The 563-nt window shown below is 54.7% G+C and carries 1 protein-coding gene; it reads right to left on the reverse strand.

What is annotated here, in order from left to right:
• Positions 1-563, reverse strand: a 563-nt coding sequence (locus A7K91_RS26695; protein WP_211274509.1) for a hypothetical protein, incomplete at both ends; no start/stop codon positions are given.

The following is a 563-nucleotide window of genomic DNA, read 5'->3' on the forward strand; positions in this document are numbered from 1 at the left end:
CAGTGCCACATCATAGTTGCCGCTGACGCTGTTGTAGGTGACGATCGCTGTTACTCCTGCGGCATCCCCGATAAGCAAGCCATTTACATAGCTCTGTACGGCTGCTGTTTTGTTAGTCTGCGAGGCTCCAAAAGCAACATCGATCTCTCCGTCCGCCAAAGCCGCCTTGGCGGCAGCCACGGCCTGTGTATTAGTAAGGCCGCTAAAAGGTGTTGCGGTAATCGCTATCGTTTGCTGCGAGGTAGTCTGACTTCTCTCGCCTTTAGACACCGTTATGGTGAAGGCGTAGCTGCCGTTTGTACCCTGCGGGTTTTCCTCATCGCCCGCGATCGGCGCAGTGTAGCTAACCCTGGTGGTCGTGACCATAACCGTGTTGTTGTTGACTGCTGCTTCAGCAGTCGCTTTTAGTGCCGCCGCAATGACCGACTCGCTGGTCGCCGCTGCTTGATCCATGGTGCTGTAGCTCGCAGCTTCCGCCGCTGTCTTGGCTGCCGATACAATAGCGATGTCCGGATCTGCTGATTCGTTCACCGTCATCATTAAGCTTTTAATGTCATTCACGC

The sequence above is a fragment of the Paenibacillus oryzae genome (assembly GCF_001675045.1).
GTDB classification, from domain to species: domain Bacteria; phylum Bacillota; class Bacilli; order Paenibacillales; family Paenibacillaceae; genus Pristimantibacillus; species Pristimantibacillus oryzae.